This is a genomic window from Paenibacillus sp. J22FR83, from assembly GCF_059691955.1.
The window spans coordinates 58,955-79,915 of the sequence record NZ_JCAUAM010000027.1; the positions used below are offsets into that span (position 1 = coordinate 58,955).

7 protein-coding genes are annotated in these 20,961 nt (G+C 46.5%); all 7 read right to left on the reverse strand.

Translation table 11 applies throughout. The annotated features are described in order from the left end of the window. Nucleotides 1-11: 11 nt before the first annotated feature. Nucleotides 12-7,484: an S-layer homology domain-containing protein gene (locus tag AC58PV_RS32230; protein WP_497437081.1), complete on the reverse strand. Its 7,473-nt coding sequence runs from the start codon at nucleotides 7,482-7,484 to the stop codon at nucleotides 12-14. 29 nt (nucleotides 7,485-7,513) lie between these two features. Continuing rightward, nucleotides 7,514-12,916 (reverse strand): hypothetical protein, encoded by a 5,403-nt coding sequence (locus tag AC58PV_RS32235; RefSeq protein ID WP_497437082.1) that lies wholly within the window; start codon nucleotides 12,914-12,916, stop codon nucleotides 7,514-7,516. Nucleotides 12,917-12,927: 11 nt separating this feature from the next. Then, the gene (locus tag AC58PV_RS32240; RefSeq protein ID WP_497437083.1) at nucleotides 12,928-13,617 is read right to left on the reverse strand and encodes a S1 family peptidase; all 690 of its coding nucleotides are present in this window, start codon (nucleotides 13,615-13,617) and stop codon (nucleotides 12,928-12,930) included. 189 nt (nucleotides 13,618-13,806) lie between these two features. Beyond that, on the reverse strand, nucleotides 13,807-14,925 hold the full coding sequence (locus AC58PV_RS32245) for a response regulator (protein WP_497437084.1): 1,119 nt from the start codon (nucleotides 14,923-14,925) through the stop codon (nucleotides 13,807-13,809). Continuing rightward, the gene (locus AC58PV_RS32250; RefSeq protein WP_497437086.1) at nucleotides 14,912-18,025 is read right to left on the reverse strand and encodes a hybrid sensor histidine kinase/response regulator; all 3,114 of its coding nucleotides are present in this window, start codon (nucleotides 18,023-18,025) and stop codon (nucleotides 14,912-14,914) included. Before AC58PV_RS32250 ends, AC58PV_RS32245 begins: the two co-directional genes overlap by 14 nt. 182 nt (nucleotides 18,026-18,207) lie before the next feature. Next, entirely contained in the window at nucleotides 18,208-20,598 is a 2,391-nt protein-coding gene (locus tag AC58PV_RS32255; RefSeq protein ID WP_497437087.1) for an ATP-binding protein, read from the reverse strand. 86 nt (nucleotides 20,599-20,684) lie between these two features. Next, nucleotides 20,685-20,961, reverse strand: a 277-nt coding sequence (locus tag AC58PV_RS32260) for a hypothetical protein (RefSeq protein WP_497437088.1), incomplete at its 5' end; no start/stop codon positions are given.

The window sequence follows — 20,961 nt, forward strand, 5'->3', positions numbered from 1 at the left end:
TGTTCTACGATTTAAGGAAGGCTAATCGCTGTTAGACGGCTAAGTCTCATCGCAATCGCTGCTGCTTGCGCTCTTGTGAGCGGCTCGTTTGGAGCGATTGAGTGATCCTGCCCTGTAATGATGCCTAGCTTGATGCACAGGGCAACAGCTTCTCTCGCCCAGTCTGGAATCGACGCATCGTCCTTGAACACGCCGAGCGTATCGTTCATTTCAGTTTCTGTAATAGAGCTAGCTGCACCAATGAGCTTCAAGCTGCGCCCTACCATGATCATGGCTTCCATCCGTGACAATTGTTCATTGGGTTGGTAGGAGCCATCTTGGAAGCCGTCCACGATGCCTTGCTCTGCAGCAATAGCTACACTTCGGCTGTACCAATCGTCAGGGCCAATATCGGCAAACGACTTCGTACCAGCCTGATTCATCAAACCTAGCACTCTCAGTAGTACCGTCGGGTACTCCGCTCTTGTAATATGACTCTCTGGATCAAATTGATCGAACATTCGGCCAAGCATGAACAATTGTGCTGCTGCATCCCCGATCGTTTGTTTCGCCCAGTTCTGATCATCGACGTCGGTGAAGTTCATTTTATTGGAGATGAACGCTATGCTGCCGCTGCCAGTCAACGTTAGACTAACAAATGGCTCATTGTTCACAACTTCCAGCTTCCAAGGCACTGTTGTCCAGTTGCCGTTCGCATCTCTGACAACAACGGCTGTAATATCTTTCGCGTTCACATTGGCAGGAACGGCTGCCTTCGCATTCACGCTTCGAGCTTTGTAGGCTTGCGGAACGGAAAGATCAAAGCTTACGCCTTGCCCATCGCCTAACAATTGAGCGCCAAGCTCACTTGCAATTTCACGGAAGCTGCTCTGTACACTGTCATTATTCCGATCTATTTTTACAATGAGATTTCCTTCTGCTGGAGCACTCTGTTGGGCCGGGAACGCAAGCTGCGCGAATGGCAATTCCACATGAACAATTTGGTTGCCAGCAGCCGCTCGCTGCATCACAGCTCGACTAAGTTTAAATTCAAACCCCGTTGCTGTCTTGTCCTCAGATTGAATCAGCAGCTTAGACTTGTCAGTATCCTTCCCATTCACTCCATCGATTGTTGCGTAGATACGGTCATCTTTGCGCTCTGCAGTCACCTTTTCCCCGCCAACAAAGACTTCCGTATTGGCTGGAAGGACAGGGAATCCACCACCGAAGAAGCCACCTGATGTCCATAGAACAGCAGGCATGAGTCCCGTAATGCCATCATTCAAATTTCCGCCTTTAGGCCGTTTGGCAACTGCGATCTGGTCCCCAGCTAATGCGGGAATTACGCCGTCTGACGGCAATACTGGCCATCCACTCACATCATCCTGATACTTAGGTGCAACCGGCGCGCCCGCAGACTTCGGATACACACGGTAGACTAGCTCAGCATCTGTTCGATCAGCGGAAAGGATGTTCACTTTCGTTGATTTACTATCGTTGGGAACTGCTGCCGTGTTAGCAATGATCGTGCTTTCCACGTTCACGACGGTCATCGCCTGCAGCGACATCGCTTCGCCAAGCTGGTAGTGGGCTTTTGCCATACCCGCGCCAACTTTCACTGCTTTCACAGCACCGCTATCAGATACGGAAATCGCTTCTCCCAAATAGTTGGAAAATGTAACCTTACTAGCATCCGCTTCAGCCTCCGAGCCATCCGCCATTCGCAAGTACGCTTTCAGTTGAGCGGTTCCGTTCAGCTTCAAGTTCGGAACTTTTCTAAGCGCCAAACCTACAGGCACTTGATACGCGCCATTGGTTATTCGGACGGAAGCCTGGTTGCTATTGCCTGCCAAGTCACGCGCTTTGAAGTCGATGGCAAAGGTCGGATCACTGCTGACTGCCGTCACTTCCCCTTCGAATGCGCCATTCTGACTCACGGCAACCGCTTGTCCGTTCACTTCTAGCAGCGCGTCATTGCTCGTTGTGCCAGACACTTTGATCTTCCCGTTCTTTGTCCGTTCCCCCGTTATCGGTGTATCGATATAGATCACAGGTGCCATCGTATCAATAGTCAGATACAGCATCGTAACGGAGAAATCGCCCGTTGATTTATTTCGAGTACGAAGCTCAATCCCATACGTGCCATCCGTTGTAAAACGCGATAAATGAAGAGTACCGCTGCTCCCTGTTGCCTGATCCGTAAGATCGACGACCGCTATCGATTTGTCGTCATACAGGGCTTCCACTTCCACGTTCTGTTGATCAGAGGAAAGCGTAATGCTCTGTTCCTGCTGATTCGTCAGCACTTCGAGAAAAGCGCTTGGCACCGCACTTCTCTGCCTAGCCTGACTCACTTGTGCCGACAGCATAGGCTTGCTTAGCACAGGCAATAATGTGCTAGCTGTGTCCACCCGCTCCGCGTAATGGTTATTCTGATGCTTATCAGCCACTTTGGACGGTTTCGCAGCAGCCGATACGCCAACGACGTACGACTGACCTACCGCTAAGCCGGTATATTTGATTTCTCCTTCAGCAGGCTCGCCTGCTAAGCTCGCATGGTTCACTACACTTGATTTGGCATTCGCCGTCCAACCACCAAGTCTGATATGCTCATACTTGCCGCTTTGTTCATGCCAGTAAGGCTTTAGCTCCTCTTCCGTCATCAACAACGATGCGAAATTCGGATATGCGCTCAGCTTCCCGTTCGCTTCCTGCAGCACATCGATTGCATAGCTGAGCACGCTATCCATGTGGTTCTGTCCTCTTGGAGCTGGCTTAAAGGAGAGATCGAAATACCCGTTGCCTGCTGGTTGCACGGCTACCTCACGAACTGGCGACGGTGCCAGCGGGTCGATGATCTCGAACTTATTCGCCGTTGTCTTCGTCTGGAAATTACTTGCTGACTTCAGTTCCGCACGCAAATAATAATCGCCTTGCGACAGCAGCCCGCGAATATCTTCCGTATCGCCAAGCAGCGACACTTGTGAGACGTCAATGCTCGTCTGACCCGATGTTATAGTGCCGGATAGTCCACCTGAATGGGCAACGTTCACATCTTTAGCAATCAAAAGTCCCGTTTCACCTGGTGCTGTAATCTCCTCGTTGAAAGCCTGCTTGGCTGTACTCACCGCATCCCTCGTCAAATAAAGACTGACCGTATCGCCTGGCTTTGCATGGCTGACTTTCCAAGAAGCATTGAACTTGTTCGTATCCGTTAGGCTAGGTTCAAGCTTAATTTCATCAAGCTTCGCAATCTGTGGAATGTTCATCAGTTTGGACTCCACATATTGATTCGTGTATAGCTTCCATGTACTGCCACCAATGCGGTCGTGTGGAATCGCAATGTACACCTTTTGGGAACCATCTGTTGTCCCTTGTTGGGTAAAAGCATTCGCTTGCGGATTCGTTCTCGTCTCATCATAAACGAGCTTGTAATCTTTGCCGTTCGTGTCTTTCAACACGAGTTCAGGCTTATTAGGCCCAGCGTAAGTAAGCTCGAGCAGAGCATCTCCCGTAATCGAACTCATAGGAATCTCATGAAGTTTACCTCCGTCAGATACTTTAACGCCGCCAATCCCCACATTCATGGAGCCATTGTCCAATACGTCGACCCCTTCAGCTACGCTGTGATACTGGATGTCGTGAATCGTATCCTCTTTCGTCTCCCATGACGTCGCCACAGTCTGGACGCCTTCACCGAACACGACAAGTCTCGGGCCCCTCTCCGGATCCTGGACTTGCAAGTACAACAGACCGTCCGGCAAGCCTTCTCCTGACGTACCGAATTCGACGCCGCCATTAAAGTAATAAGTGATGCCGAGACTTATGAACAAAATGGAGACGCTGCCCCACATTTTGTCATTGTTCGCCCCCAAAGAAACGCCGCCTAACGCCATGCCGCCGACGACTGGCACTTTGCCGGGAACCTGGACTTTGGCGCTGACGAAACCCTCGAAGTCGATTCGGTTTTTGATCAGATTTTGCCCGAGAAAGATGGAGGCTTTCCCAATAATTAAATCCCAGCCCATGACGTCAATCTCAGCAGAAGCACTTACGAACCAAGGCGTCATCCATTGTGCAGCGACCATGGCATGCTTCAGCATTTCTACCCGCTCCGACGTCGAGCTTGCCCGATAATCCATTTTACCAACGAGCTTAATTCCTGATTTCCGAAGCGTCATATCAATGCTGCCATAGAAAGTCGCAGGTTTAACGCCAAAAGTAACATCCGCTCCGGCCTCTATCGTTAACGGAACATCGCTAGAACCGCCAGCGATCGTATCGGCAAGCTCACGTATCGCTCCGCGAATGCCGGTCAAATACGTACCACCGGCAATCATCACACCGGGATCGCCAAGCTCTGCCGAGAAGGCAATCACATTGGGAAGAATGCGTTTATCCGCCACTTGCTTGAACGCGATCTCTACATGTACCTGCGTGATACCTCGTAGATCCGCATCAAAGGTAAGGCCATACGTGTTCTCCACGTTATCTTCCTTTTGCTCATAATGAACGATATTGATTTCGCCGGAAGCGAGACTCTCCTCCGCATCTTCTTCATTAGAGCCCTCAATTAAGCCAATATCTTGATTCAAATTAAATTTCAAATTGGCATCAATGCCGACAAATCCTTTGTCATTAAACTTCACGTTCTTAATTTCGGCATCAGCGATTTTCATCGAGACACTCCCACCGAAAGAAACACCGTCTTCGCGCAGGATGAAATCATTAAATTTCAGTCCGAAACCACTGATTGAAAAGCTTGGAGCTGCAAATAAACTATGCTTGTTAAAGTACACATCATGAATCAGAAGCTGCCTTAGTGGATTCAATCGATCTCCGAGATTGCCGGCCGCCCATTTCAGAGAGCCATTCAATGAGTCATCCTCGCCGCCTTGTGCCGCTTCCTCTTCCGGTTCCTCCTCGTCTTCCTCCCCTAATGACTTATCAAAACCATTAAAGAAATCCAGCGTCCATTCTCCCTTATGAAAAACAAAGCCGCTGCTCGCCACGCTCAGTAAGCCATCGCCTTTCACATTCAACGTATTGAAGAAAGGAATGCTCTTTAATCCGCCAATACTCACGCCTAGACCAAACACATCAAGCTGTCCGGTGGCGAACACCATATCTTTACCGCGATAGGCGACACTATTGTTGATAATGGCCGGTTCAGATTTCGTATCCACGACATATTTCGCTTCATTACCTGTTCCGATCCGATTAATCATCCCTTTAATTTCAACGAGCACTTCTTGGTGGGTTTCATCACCCTCTTCTTTGAACTGCTCTAGCTCTTCTTCACTTTCAAAAGCAACCAAACGGTACGCCGGCACGTTAACTTCCGGCAACAGCGAGGCAAGATCCAGTTCTGGATCGACGAGTTTGCTCGCGTGTTCCAGCGTGTTTTTCACCGTGTTGAAAATCGCCTTTTGTGCAGCAAATCCACTGCCAACTTCAAACCCAGGATAAGCTTCCTCGATATCGGTTTTGAAACCAGCTGCTAGATTCACCATCTTCTTCACAACAGCCAGCAGATTCGTTTTCTTCACGCGAGCTTCTTCATTATCGCTGACGACAAAGCGTTGACTCGTTATGATGTCATACAGCTTCGCATCGTCCGGATCGCTGCCCCTGTCACCCTTATAGTCAATCTCAACTTGGTATTCCCCAAGCGGAAGCTCAGTTCCCAAGTCCTTCAAGTCCTTACCGTCTGCATCTTTCATGATCGCACCACTGGCATCAACAAGATCACCCGTGCGGTACGTGATGCGCATATCTCCGACCTGTCCATCTCCTGACGGTTGCAGGATGACGGCGTTCTTAACCGGTACTTTATACCGATGCCCCGTTGCAGCTTCTTTCAGATAGAGATCGAAGTTCGGATCTGTCGTCGCATTGCCCGTATGATACGCTTCGATGTTGCTCAAATTGAGCGTAATGTACTTCACATCTGTCGAATACGCTTCTTTGGGCGACATGGCGTACACAAACGTCTGAGAACCTTCGCCTACAGCAGGCAAGAATACAAAATTTGCCTTGCTGGACATATATTGTGCCTTAATCGATTCATCTTTCACGGCTTCCAGCTTCAATTCCGTTTCTGGCGAAGAGGCCGTCAGCATGTATTCTTTGGTTGTCGGCCAGGCTTTCCCCTTTGCTACCACTTTGAAAGATGCCGTAACCGTATCCCCAGGTTTATACTTGGGTTCGATACCGTTTTGCGCTTCTTCAGGTGTTGCTTCTTTTTTAAAAGAAATCGAGGAGCGATCCGACGCTTTCGTCATGATCTGGCCGTTCACATCGCGCTTGATCTGTCCCCGCTCATCGAGATCAACGAACTTCAGCCCGTTGCTCAGCTGCAGCTGCACATCAATGCGGGAGTGCTCCATTTGAAAAGCAGGCAAGTTCTCCATTTCAGCGACGACGTTAAACACGCCTTCATTTTCATAAGCGCTTCCGTCCGCTTTCGTCGCTAATTGGTTGACGGGATCTATGTAACGGATGGAGAACACTTTGTCAGGCTCAATGATTTCACCAAGTCCGTATACCGTTTCAAACGATTTCGTTGTGTCATTCGCGATTGCATCCGCGTTCCAGTACAAAGCAACAGCTGAATCCGCTGTCCCGTAATCGTTCGTATCCGTCGTAAAATCCAAGTTCGGATTAACCTCATAATCCCACTTGGTATTCGCCATTTTGTTCCAATGACCGACGATCATCTCGTCAACAATGTTAATATCATTTTCGGAAAAATTGTTAAATCCATAAGCAACCACATTAGTCGCCAGCGGATTCGTTAAGTCAAACTTATCCTTCATCACCCAGTAGGCAGGCAGCGTGTATAAGGCTCGTTCATTCGGACCAATACTTCCGTCCAATTTGGATTCATCGACGAGCTTTCTTTCAACCTGCAAAGGAACTTTATAGGCAGTGCCCACTTGAAAAGCAGGACCATCATTCCCGCCAACCATCGTGTCGAGCAGGATGCGTGAACCGACTTGCACTTCTACCCCTGAGTGGTTGGTCACTTCATAGCGGATATTCACATTGCCAGAATTCTTCTTGTCTTTAACATCCATATACAGCATGACGATTTGCTTAATCGCCACACCTTTGATCTTCCACACCGTTTCAATCTGACGTGTCCCATCCGAGTTGTTCACGATTTGCGGAGCTGTCACTTCTGAAAAAAGGTTAACGCCAAATTTATATGGATTTCCGAAAATATAGTCCGTACCGTCAATCCGAAAGGTCGTAAAAGAAGATTCAGGATCATCCCCTCGAAACATCATATCGACCTGCTGATCATTCTTGCGTACGGGCTGCCCATCCACGGTACGGATGGCAAATCGACCTGAGTGATTGTCGACCGTGACTTTGATAAAGCTATTGCTAAGGACGGTTACGTCCTTAGCGTTCAATCCGTCAGCCAAAGCCGCTAACGGAAAATTCATGACAAGTGTGATGAATACTAGAATGGCCAAACATTTCCTAATCGCTCTCATGAACAACGGCTCCTTCGTTTTCTGCCGATCTATTTATTTATTTTGCCGATAAAGAAGGTTGCGAACTCCCTCTCGCGTTCTTGGGTTCTCACGATAATCGTATACCAGCCTGTTTCAGGAAAAATTACCTTAAATCTGTTATTCAGCAACTGATCCATCGTGATTTTCTGAGCGATAACTTTCATCTGCCCTTCTCGATATAGACCGCTGTGATACAAAATATCGTAAGTTCCGCGCTCATTCACTAGATTTTCACCAGCAACCTTCATTTCGTTGTAACCAGTGATGGTGAACGTAATCTCATTGCGATCAAACAAAATACTTTCATTGGCGGCGGAAGTCACGATTTGATCGTTGCCCACGATGAGCAGCCCCGCGCTTGCGAGTACGACGACTTCTTGCTTCACCGAAGACGAATTGCCAACCTCATCGGTAACCGTGTACAGCACAGTTTGTCTGCCAAGCTGTGTTAGATCGAGTTGTTCCACTGTAACCCTCAAATTCCGAGCTTCCGATACATTATCGGCAACTATATATCCGCCAAGATCGATGCTCGGGTTGAAATCAGCCTTATTTTGCACGATGGCAGCGAACTTCTGATGTAATTGAATTGTTGGTGCTGTATTGTCTAAGCCTTCCACCTTAAGATGGGAAATCGTTACGTTGCCTAAAAGATCACTAAGCGCCACGCTCATTTCCCCATTCGCACCGTACGTCATTGCATAGTCATAATGTCCATTGGCATCGCTGATGAGATTTGCATACCCATTGCCGTCCACGACTGGTACTGTACCTCTAAACACTTGATTAGGTGCCTCTACATTGCCATGAAGCGTTACTTTCATTTTGCCTTTGGCATACGATTTCCCGCCAATTGTGACAATCTTATCTGTGGTTACGGGAACCCCATTGTCATCAACAAACGCATAATCGATATGTTCCGGATCAGGCAGCTTGGGGACGATATGTGTGATCGTTTCTTCTAAAACAGACGTATTGCCTAGTCCATCTGCAATCGTGAACTCCGCTGTCCCGTTCGTATACAAAGTCGTATCTTTCGGAGTTCTCACGATCATAAAATCTTTATCGCTCGGATGTGTTTTCTCAACGCTTAACGTTACGCCTTGCGCTAGAATCACTTGATCCTGTGCATTTTTAATGGTTTTGAATGTCTTTGCTCCTTGACTTCCGTAACTATAAGACTTCACAATGCGAGCCGTTGGCTGCGCTCTGTCGATCGTTGACACAACGGCCGTAGCCGTTCCTTCATTACCTGCTTCGTCTTCGAACTGGAATGTGAAAGAGCCATTCTCCGTAAACGTGTAACTGGAACGCCCCTCATTGTTTGTGATGCGAACATCTTCAGAGGTGGAAAGCTTTACACGAACATTCGATGTGGTCGGACCGATCACGCTATAGGTGAGCGTGCCGATCGGCGGCGTGTTATCCACGTTGTTCACGACAACAATCAACGTTTCTACGCGTGTCTCATCTGTCAAATCGGAAAGATTAAACGAGTAAGCGCCATTCAAGCTAACTTCGAACGCATTGCCTTTCGTACGCACCGGCAGCATCGGGTTCTGCCCCAGCGGTGCAGGTACAACTCGGATGCCTGGCTTCACGGCAATGTTCAGCACCGCATGACCAGCCACAGGCCGTAATGATGGCTGGGACGCTAGTCCATATAGCGGCTCATTCGAAGAAGCGTATTGCGCCGTGTCAATATCAGCCATGTCGCTGACCACACCTGATGCTGATTTGAATTTGATTTTCAGCTTCAAATCCGCTGCTTTTCCACTAGCCACACTGACTTTCACGAAATTGGTGTAGGGCAGCCACGGCTGCCAATTCGCTCCATTGTCCGCAGAAATGGCATATTCATATCCGTCTATCGTCACGTTAGTCAACTCTACTTTGACGATGGCCTCGTAACCGTCCACCTCATTGCCCTCCAAATAGACGAGATCCGACTTGCGCACTTCAATCGGTGTATTCTCTTCTTTAGATAGCTTGAACGAGCCTGTATGCGTGATTGCGCCATTACCCGCTCCGTCTACGGCATAGATATATAAGGTATAATCCACAACTTCGCCCTCATTTAACTTCGTGTTGTTGAGGGTCACCGAGCCGTCTGTCGGAAGTTGCTGCCATTCGCTAGAAAACGCTATCGGCGCAGCCGCCGCAGTCGGAACCCATTGATAGCTGGTTGTCATCCCTTCATGCGATAACAACTCGGTAGCCACGACTTCGACTGTATGCGACGATTTGGGATAGCCGACTTCCATCGTGCTGAAATGAACGACAGGCGCCTTGTTGTCCCATTTGTATGCCGCGTTAAAGTCATAATAGATACTGTCATTGGGCTCTTTGATTCGAATATGTACATACTGCACGCCATTCAGCGCTGTATCTTTCAAAGCTGTGTATACAGCACTTGTAACCGCTTGTCCCGTCACCGGATCCACTCCAGCTGGCGTGAATTGCAAGGCTTGAAACAAATTCGCTGGAGGTACGACAGCCGAAGTACTGAAGGCATATACCGCCTCTCCCACGGTTATACCATCGATAGCAAAGGCGATGTCATGACTTTGTACATAGGTCTCGGAAGGTTCCGGCGAGAACGAGGCATGAATGTTCACGCTGTAATTAACAACCGCTTCATCCTCCATCTTCATGTCGGTCCGATTACCAGCTTTGTCTACCGCTCGCACAAACAATTGATACGTGCCTGCTTCGATAACTTTATTCAGCGTGCTGACCGTTCCGCTGTCAGGAACTTGTTCCCAGCTGATCTCTTGCGGTTGTCCCCCCGCTTTCACCCATTGGTAAAGGAGCTTACTCGTATTAATACCACTATGTTCATCGCTTGCTTCTACACGTGCCTTGACCACAGCTGTGTTGTTTCCCTCGGAAATATGCGCAGATACCGAGGGTGATTTATTGTCCAAGTGGACCGCAGCAACACCATAAACCCAATTGGAATCATCCTGTTTGAAATCTGCTGGCGTCCATAAGTTGATATTGTTATACTGGCCGACGGCTTCCAACGCTTTGCCGTCAGCGTAAGTTACCGCATCCGCATCCGAGCTGCCCGGATGCTGTATCTTATATTCATTGATCCAGCCGTTATATGGGATCGGATTCGCTATTTTGAACTGCTTCATTTTAGTAACCTGCATCAGTTCCCTTGCCGTATCCCACGTCATATCCGCTGTCCATGTATGCAAGTACCACGTCCCGCTGTTCTCTGCCGTGAATGCTTCTGTTGGAGGCAACAGCGAGTTCGTCTTGTTGTTCACAACCATGAGATTCACATCGGGAAGTTCGCCAGGATACAGCCCATCTCTTGGCTGCAAGCCTGTGAGGGAATACCTTTTTACAGCGGCAAATTGGTCCGCTTCTTTCCCTGCTAACGGATTCAGATCGCTGTGGCTCCATTGGTAGTACACAACTCCAACTCCTGGCGAGCTGTTGCTCGGCAAACCTGTTAAATTGAGCGGGCGATAGATGCCTCGGCTCGGCCTAACCGCTCCCGGTTCATCGGGATCTAGCGCTGGCGTTGTGATCGCAGGATCATTAGCATCGATTGTGATTTTCGCGGTTCTCCAGTAGACATTGTTCACCACGGTACCATCTTCATAGCGGAAAGTTAGCTCTGGTTTCGTATTGTCAATGGAGAGCTTCGCCCAATCAATCTTCGTATTGGCTACTGTCTTCGACGGGTCACTATTCGTCGACTTACTCGTATTGGCAGCATCCAAGAGCAGATTCCCTGCATAATCTTGAATAACCGCCGTGTCCGTTTGACCCGGTTTATCATTATGTGTTAGCGCGATCGCTTTCAGCAGCGATACATCCAGATCAGCTTCAGATACTATCGCTCTGTACGTCCACACACTTGTATTCTCACCTTCAAGGTAGTAGGCCTTCATCCCGTTGTTCAATTGAAGATATAAGCCACCGACGTTCAACCCTTCTTTGACGATGGTATCCTCGGTTAATTGCACCTTAAAATCAATGACATCGCCTTTATTCAGCGTGCTGCCAGTCACGATATCGGGTTGAATGCCATTAGCCACCGACGTATATTTAGGGGGAACGGCATCGATGATGACCCGATAGCCTTGGCCAGATGCAACATCAAACGGATTCACCGTCTTACCTGCTAATTGAGCACTACTCGTTGAACTGGCTTTGGAGAAGCCATCTAATTGCAGTGGATTACCCGCCGCATCATGGAACTCGGCGGCATCGAGTTTCTCCCAGAGCGATGCATCGTTGAGGCGATGACTCTCCAGTTCACCCCCATCAGAGATGGGCAGATTGCCCGTATGATGGAAATCCGATGCTTTATACTCGTAGGGGAGTGTCTTCGTGTAATCCTTTAGTTCATCGGCGGTCAACTTCAGTTTCATGCCTTGATTCTCGCCCGAGGCTGGCAGCCCTGTACCGGCGGGATTAGTAAATAAGTAATGGCTGTTTAAATGAGCAGCCGCAGCTGGTGCATCAGCTTTAACAGCCTCATTGAAATTGTATGACAGCGCCAGCTTCTGATCTTTTTTCAAGAAAAGCTCTTGCTGATTTAGGATCGTATTTTCACGTTCAGTACCATCAGAGGTAAATGTATAATTCGTAATTGTAGGCGCATCGATATCCGCAAAATGCAACCGAATACCATTGACTTCTGTGCTTGCGTTATTTGTTTCTGTCTCGATAATGATATAGTCATCAGGTGCAAAGCTAAGCCAAGGCGAATTAACGTTTGTCGTATCTTCATCATCATCCGCATAAGAGGTGTGCGTCCATTTGGATGGACTTGCATTCCAACCTAAATACGCTGTCCCGTCATGTTCATGCAAAACGTCGCCAGCCCGGTCTTGCTTATCGGTATAGACCCATATGGACGCATTGTTATCAGATGAACTGTTCAAAATACCCACTTTCACCATGAACCGTGCAGTTCCAGATTCTGCCAGTTTCTTCAACGCCGGAATACTCGATACTTTGATTTTACCGATAAAATGACCATCCAGCCGATTGATAGACGTTTGGTTAAACTCGATATCATCATCATTCGGATCAAGCTCCTCGCCAATGCTCGTCACACTTACACCCGTTACCCCACCGCCAAAAGCAGCTTGATAAAACCACGGAAATGCACTGAACGGCGCTGCATTAGAGGCAGCGCTATTAGGCGAACCAAAGTCATCATCATCATCCTCAAAATCATATACACCGCCAAATGAGGTATCGCTAAAACTACCTACGGATTGGCGATTCACAATCTCCACATTATTAATGTATCTACTCACGTAGCCTGTGTTCTGGCTCGCAGCTGCCTGCGCCAAGCCTGGCGTCAGATTGAACAGCATCATCATTGCCATATTGGCCACAAGAAACATTGATACCCATTTGCCTATTCGTTTGTCCACCCTCGAACCTCCTAATTGGGATCTTTCAATAAAATCTTACGTATATCGTCACTACCCACAACCAAATGTATATTATTCATCGTCCGCAGTGACCCCGAAATCAGTCCTATGACATTCCCATATTTATCCAAGATTGGACCACCTGACATGCCGTTCACGATCTGTGCGGATATCAGAATTCTGTATTTGCCGTTGATATTTGCGCGCGGCGTGTTGACGATGCCCTCCGTGATGATTTTCGTATCTTTCATTGGATAACCAAGGGCATACACTTTCTCTCCGTGCTTCACTTTGCTTTTCCGTGTATTCAAATAGGCATAGCCATCTACTTCACCAGAGCTGCTCTGAGCAAATGGAAGTTTCAGCACTGCGGTATCCATAGATTCATTCTGTGAAACTATTGAACAATCCAATTCAATAGATGTATCGTTACGCAAACAACTAATTCGATCAGCACCACTAATCACATGATTTGCTGTAATCGCAGTCCCTTCCGATCCTATGAGGAATCCTGTCCCCACATCTTTTAACGTACCATCCTCACGAAAAGCCCGTACATAAAAGACAGATTGTTCCGCATTCTCATACAGCGCTTCTGCGTCATAAATTTCCGGCGGATCCGCCCCAGTAATCGTCAAATGGCTCGTTAATACGCCTATAACGCTTAGCAGCACAATAACCAGCTTACGAATGTTCTTCATTTATTTCCTCTCCCCATGTACCAAGATCTCGCTGATTTCTGGTCGCCGACTGTCACGCGAAGGAATAGTACGATATACCTACACAGTATAAAGACTCGCTCTCTCAAAATTCTCACAAAAAGGAAAATCATGTCGAATATACGCAAAAAGACGGAAAGCAATGGATCGCTCTCCGTCTTTTATATACATTTAATTTAAATAGGCAGCTACGCTATCCCTCATTTCCTTCGGAGGCTCTATGCCGAGTTCTCTCAAATACAACGCTTTGAATTTGGTATAGTGCTTAGCAATTCGTTCCTTTTTCCCGCTTTTTGCATAGATATCTATCAGCATTTGGTGCATCCCTTCATTTAGTGGATACAACGTCAAATACGTGTCCAACTTAAACTCTGCTTGGCTCCAAGCTTCTTGGAGCAGGTCGCGTTGAATCAAGAGATACACAAGTGCTGTATATTGTTTCCTATAATTTTCCTCCAACTGGTTTTTCCACAGGTAATCCTTGCGGTCCAACAACGCCCCCCGATAAAGGGAAAATATCCGCTCCGCTCGCGGCATGTCTTGCATCCCATCTAGGGAGGATATCTCACTTAACTGAAACTCCAAAAGATCGTACATATTCCCTAGCGTATCTATCGTATAGCCTTCATTCGTTTTGACAATATCCATTCCAATCTCTTGTTCTTTCAACAGCTTCTTCAAGCGATAAATCGTATTATGTAAATTATGCGAAGCGCGGTCTTCCAACATATCAGGCCATAACATATCGGCCAGATACCATTTATTAATGTCCTGTCCTGGATTGCAAAGGAAATAAGCGAACAGTTCCTCCGTCTTTTTCGTTGGCCAACGGATAAGCGCACCTTCCGGATTACGTACCTCGAAACTTCCGAAACAACGGATTACAGACTGCCGTGTTTGGATTATGCTGGGCTCAGTCACTTGTTCCATCTTCAGGAGGCGACTCGTAATGCGTTCAATCGCAGCAGGTGTGACTGGCTTTAGAATGTAGTCGAAAGCATAGACCTTGAAGGCATCTAATGCATACTCCTTGTAGGCTGTCGTGAAAATAATTTTAGTCTGATCCATCATGTCATTGATTCGCTGAGCAAGTTCAAGTCCATTCATTTTCGGCATCTCTACATCTAGAAAAGCAAGGTCAGGCTTCAGTTCCGATATCGCTGTTAGCGCTTCTTGGGGATTATGAAAAGCCCCAATAATGCTATAATGCGGGTTCCTTCCGATCAAAACCTTCATTAATTCGAGAATCGGTTTCTCGTCTTCAACAATAACCACCCTAATCAAGTTCATCCCACCTTTCTACGAAGACATCTTTATCATTACCGGTTAAAGGCAGATATAGGGTAACCTTCGTTCCACGCCCCATCTCTGAATGAATGGATAGTGAAGCTCCTGGGATCGTATCTACCCTTTTACGAATATTCGCAATCGCTATGCCTCCACTTACACGTTCACCGCTCGCCATCTGAAAGAGCAGATCCTCTGGGATTCCAATCCCATTATCCTGAACGGTTACATGTAAATAACCATCTCCTTCTTGGATCGTTAGTATGACGGTGCCATACCCATCTTTCTCGAACAAGCCGTGTCGAATTGCATTCTCCACAAATGGTTGGATGCAGAGCGATGGAATAGCGAGATGTTTCAGATTTTCGTCCACGTAACAAATAAATTCAAATCGATCCCCGTAGCGCGCCTTCTCAATCTCCACATAGGCATCAATCAAATCTAGCTCCCGATGAAGACTGACGAATAAGTCATTTCGGTCCATATCCAGAATATAACGCAGGAATTGACTGAGCTTCGACAATAAATAAGCAGCTTTCTCGCCATCCGTATAGCAAAATGAAATAACACTGCTTAGCGCATTATAAAGAAAGTGCGGCTTAATCTGCGCTTGATGGAAGGCAAGCTCATTACGAATCGCTTCTTGAATCGAGGTTTTCATCGCAATCAAGGTCTGAATTCTCGCGAGAAGTGTCTCGGCTTCAAACGGTTTCGTTACGTAGTCATTCGCTCCCACGCTGAATCCAAGTGCGATATCTTGTGAAGTATCTTTGGCCGTCGCGAATAAAATAGGCAAATCGAGAATGGAATGCTGTGTGCGCAATACACGGCAGAGCTCAATTCCGGAAACACCCGGCATCATCACATCTAGGATAATCAAATCAATTTGTTGGTGTTCATTCATTTTGCTCATCGCTTCTTTGGCCGAAAAGGCCGTTATCACGTTATAGCGATGTCTTTTGAGAATATTAAGCAATGTATACATGTTGGAAGCCTCATCATCCACGACGAGAATCGTATATTCATGCTCTTCTAGACTATCCAAAGATTTAGGATCATTGCCATGTCTTCCGGGATAACTGTCTACCAACGTCCGTTCTTGGCTGACTGGTAAGTAATTCATCGCTTTCGGTAGTTTAAAAACCATTCGCGTACCCTGTCCAACTGCTGTCCAGTCAATCCGTATATCCCCACCCATTCGTTCTACGAGCTTGCGACTAATATATAAACCAACCCCCATGCCTGTGTAGCCATCTTCTGGCAGAACATGATCTTGTTGTTCGAAATACTCGAATACTTTGGCGTATTTGTCAGGTGAAATACCCGTCCCTGTATCCGTAACGGCAATATGAATGTCCTCTCCCACTGTACTTGCGCTTACACGGATCTCCCCTTGCTCGGTATGCTTCATGGCATTGTGCACTAAATTGTACATGATTTGACGCAATCGATTCTCGTCTGCTTGGACCCACATATCGGGAGGCACTTGGTTATCTAAACGTACCGCTTTGCCTGCAAGTTCGAACTGCAAGACATCAAACACGATTTGGGTCACGGCACGCACATCTACAACGGTCATAAGCAACCGCAGTTCACCGTGCTTCAGCCGCGTCACATCAATAAGATCCTGCATAAGCATCGACAATTTAACCGATGTATCCTTGATTAGCCATAAATTTTGCTTCTGTCTAACGGATAAATTGTGCTCATCATCATCTAGTAGAGATGAAGTTATGTTCATGATTCCGTGCAACGGCGTCTTAATTTCATGGGAGGTGTGCATCAAAAACTCGTCCTTCAACTGGTTGGAGACCGTAAGTCGATGTGTCAGCAGCTCTGTATTCTCATATGCATTGGTTAAACGTACCGCTAACAACAAATTCATGATCGTGATGAAACCAATGACGCCGACCTTATGCCACAAATCCGAGGGGATCGCACTTTCCGAATATAGAACGCCATCGACTAACGACACCATTAACGAGACGATAGCTACAATAAACAAACCAAGTTCTTTCCGTTCATAGGTTCCTCGCTTGCTATCGAAGAACAGATACATCATTCTGCCAAGCAGCAATAAAGGGACGAAACCAATATATAGAAAGAATAGACTTCTCACTTCATTATACCTAGCGTAAGGGAAGAGAATAATAACGACTATTATCAGAACAATAGGGGCAATTAGCATCCTAATCTTGTTATGTGAGATTAACTTTTGGTGAATGGAACAGAAAAACAACAAACATAGAATTGAGCTAGCAAACTCCAAAATATCCAGCATTTTATACGTTATATCAAATGGAATTTGAGGTATCAGTCGTTGAAACAGCTTCTCCCCATACAGAAACTGGACACCAGCTGTGGAGAATAGATATAACCCGCTCAGTAAATACGTTTTCTCTCGACTACGCAAGAAGTACAGACTCAAATGGTAAGCTCCGAACATGACAAGCACCAAGATGAGGGATAAATCGCCTCCGATTAATAAACTATTCAGCTTGGAAATATCAGCATGCAAGCCAAATTGAATGGCATTTACAATTCCCCCAGACATATATTCATAATTCGCCACTTGTAACAAAATTTCAAATTCCTGCGAATTCACATGAAAAAATGTACTGTACGGTGTGTTTCCCGGCATATTGGCTTCTCTATTCGCAGCTGGAAGTCCGCTTCCGCCTTCTAATTTGCCATCGACATATAGCTGATGAGACATTCGGATGCTGCGCAGTTTCATGCCATAGATCTCGTCGATATTATCCACTCGGACTAAGAGACGGTATGTTCCGTAACCTTTGTTATTTACACCACCCTCAGTCGTCTTTCCTTTCCATAAACCAGGTACATTTATGTAGGAGACATCTCTACGTGTCCCTGATTGAAAATCGTCAGGTGTTAAGAGCTTCCCTTCATAAAATTCCCACTCCCCATCTAACGAAACAACACCGAGCTTGTGGAAATCCTCCGTAGATAAATCCAAAACACCTTGTTTGGCCATCTGCTTATTTTGACTAGGAGTCATCTGCGAATAAATGCCAATAAATAATAAAATAGAAAACGAGAACACCAAGCTGATTCCTATAATTTGACGAAAACTCCTCACTAGGGGTCCCCTTTCTCCGTTTGTCAGATACTAGTGATTCTATCATTTCATACTCACAAAAATCTCACAAGCACTTCTGAATGCAAACATCAATCCGTGTCCAATGAGATAACAAAAGCATGCGCCATCCATAGTAATTTTGGACTGGGCATGCTTTTCCTTTTTCAATAAACGCTAACTGTTTACACTCGGGCTAACCCAAGAATCTCGAGCAACATCGTTGATAATTGGCTAGGTGGGTACGGCTTGACGAAATACATATTCGCCCCGATTTCCTTGCCCCTCTCACTTTCATCCAGTGCAGAGGAAATGAAGATAGGCAAATCTTGCAAGGACGCATCTCCCTTGATGAGATTGATAATCTCCCATCCGTCGATACTATTATTCAGCATGATGTCGACGACAACCGCATCTGGCTTCTTCATTGCCATCTCTTTCAGCGCTTGTTCGCCTGTTGTGTAGTTAACGACTCGAAAGCCTTTCTCAGTGAGCTCCTCGGTGAGCAGTTCCGTTAAGCTGCTATCATCTTCGATGAGCACGACTGTTAGACCAGCAAATTCATCGGCTGCAGCGGATTGCAACTCCGCTTCAATGGAAAGCTCGGGCCTCGCACTCATGGGAAAACTTACACGGAATGTGCTTCCCTCTCCCAACTTCGAAGTCACGGATATTTCTCCGCCATGCGCCTCGACAATGCCCTTCACAATAGCAAGTCCTAACCCTGTACCGCCAATGGCTCTGCGATCCGAATTATCAATGCGATAAAACTTCGTGAATAGCTTTGGAATGGCTTCCTCAGGAATCCCCAGTCCATCATCGGAAATGTCTACAATAGCTTGATTGCCAACCTGGTAAAGCTTCGCAGTAATTCGTCCTCCTTCGGGTGAATACTTGACTGCATTACTGACGAGGTTCATGAACAGCTGGGTCAAGTTATCTTGGTCACCGGAAATGATATACGGCCTACTTGGCATATGAACGTTGAAGTCATGTTTTGTGGAACTTCCTTGCTGTAAAGTGAATACACCATTCAGCACTTCATAGAGATCAACTGGATTTTGCTGGTGTGAGGACTTGCCTGATTCCATCCGCTGGACATCCAGGAAATCATTAATTAATGCAGTCAGCCGAACCGTCTCCTGATGTATCGTTTTCACATATTTCTGTTGCTTCTCTGGACTCATCTCTTTGGTCAGCAATCGTTCAGCAAAGCCTAATACACTGGAAAGTGGTGTACGCAATTCATGGCTTACAGTGCTTACGAACTCCGACTTCAATTGATCCACTTCAGCTTGTTTTGTCATATCGCGATGGACAAAAACCGTTCCAATTCTCCCCGTTTCTCTAAATAAAGGTTCCGCATAAGCTTGAATAACTCTTCGTGTCGGAGACGTAATCTCATACATGAAAGACCTTTCTTCCATGGCCTCTCCAGTACTCTGTGAGATCATAAACGACATTAGGGACTTGTCATCCACGATCGCATGCGATGCGGAAGCAAGAAATTCGGTTAGCAGGATATTTGACATGGACTGCCCAACTGGGATACCGAATAACTGGTTCATCGTTGAATTAGCTTTTACGATGTTCCCCTTAACATTAACGAACTGAACTCCTTCTTGAATGGTATCCATGATGTCTCTCGTAAGAGCTCTCTCATTCATCAGCAGGGCTTCGTTTTCTTCCATTTTATGCAACAATTCCTGAAGTTCATCCTGCTGCATTTGCAGCTCTTCTTGTTGGGCGATTAGCTCTTCATTCTGCGATAGGAGCTCTTCTTCCTTCGCTTGAATCTTCTGCAACATGGTGTGAAAGGAACGATTGAGCAGACCGATTTCATCATTTCGCTTAGATCTTTCCAGCTCGACCGCCTGCCCTGATGACACTTTTTCTGCATGGTCGGCCAGCTTGCGCAGCGGTCTGCCTATGTTCTTGGCCGTGTTCGAAGTCAGAAACATAATGAATACCAAGATGCCAAACACATATGCAAAAAATACATAATTGAGATTGGATAGGGTCATAAATAAATTTTGAGCTTCCGTTTCGGATTGGGACGAGGTTTGCTGCGCAATGTCATTAATTTTGCCTAACAATTCATAAATACTAGTCCCTACGCTGCCGCTTGGTGTCGTTGTACCCGCTTTCACGATAGCCAACGGATCCTCGTTATGTACAAGATTAACGTATCTCGGAAATACGTTTTCAAAATAGTTGCGCTCAAATGACTTTAACGTGGTAAGCAGTTCTTTCTCCTGATCTGTTAAAGGAAGTTTCACAAAAATCTCCATAGCCTGTTCAAGCTCTGGCTTTTCCTTCATAACAGCCTCATATTCAAACTCTTGGCGGAATGCGTAAAAGGCTCTTGCATGTAAAAAGATTTGATTGTAATGGAGATAAATGGAGGCTGTAGCCTTTTCTTTCTCTTTGAGCAGCGTAATGCGCTCTTGATACGACTGTTGCACATGATGGCCAATGAATGAGACACCAATTGCCCCAACCATGACTAGCAATGCAAAAAATAAAATCATTCTAACAAATCGACGGGAAAGGCTCGACTTCACAAGATTGGGCATGGCAGATCTCCTTTGCACGATCAATTCACCAAAATTCGACAATTTACCTCCTGACCAATTCGGTGACTGCCATGAAATTCCTCTTTTTATAGATCTACCTGATCTTTAATCGTGTTGGTTGGAATCTGCTGATTAGCTGGTGGATGGTGGATGGTCTGGGTGACGCTCGTGGCTGTGCTTGGGGTTGAGTGATGGATGCTGATTGGTGGTAGCGTAACTTTCACCACCATCTTTTGAATTAAATGGAAAAACTCAGGCTGTCGAGTAAAGCGCTTCCAATTACGAATTGAAGCATATTTCTGCTCTTCCACGATGTTTGTAGGTGTAGATAAAAAGATCGCTCCTAGGCTTGCATACTTTGCA